This window comes from Nguyenibacter vanlangensis (genome assembly GCF_013376155.1).
In the GTDB taxonomy this organism is placed as follows: Bacteria; Pseudomonadota; Alphaproteobacteria; order Acetobacterales; family Acetobacteraceae; genus Gluconacetobacter; species Gluconacetobacter vanlangensis.
The window spans coordinates 1-511 of sequence record NZ_JABXXP010001292.1; the positions used below are offsets into that span (position 1 = coordinate 1).

Sequence of the window (511 nt, forward strand, 5' to 3'; positions counted from 1 at the left end):
CTGGGGGCGCTGGTGCTGCGCGACCGCACGGTCGCGGCCTCGCCCGACGATGTCGCGGCATTGCTGCTGCGCCAGGTGACCGATCGGCTGGACACCAGCCTGGGCTGGACCCCGGCGGCGCGGCAATTCCAGGCCCGCGTGGCGCTGGCCCGCGCCCTGCCAGGGCACGCGGAGCTGCCGAACCTGTCGGATGCCGCCCTGGCGGCGGAGGCTGGAGACTGGCTGGCCCCGTGGCTGACCGGCCTGACTCGCCTGTCCGAGGTCGCGGCGCTGGACGTGCTGGCCATGCTGCGCGGACGGGTGGAGTACGGCGCTCTGACCTGGCTGGACAAGGCGCTGCCGACGCATCTGGATTTACCGGGCGGTCGGGTGCCGGTCGATTATACCCAGCCCGTGCCCACCGCGTCGGCGCGGGCACAGACCTTCTACGGCCTGCGGGAGACGCCGCGCCTGGCCGACGGGCTGGTCAGGCTGCAGATCGCGCTCCTGTCGCCCGCCGGCCGGCCGCAGG

At 74.6% G+C, this 511-nt stretch carries 1 protein-coding gene; it reads left to right on the forward strand.

Annotated features, from left to right (window positions below):
- A partial coding sequence (locus tag HUK84_RS22675; RefSeq protein WP_281362904.1) for an ATP-dependent helicase C-terminal domain-containing protein occupies positions 1-511 on the forward strand: 511 nt, incomplete at both ends.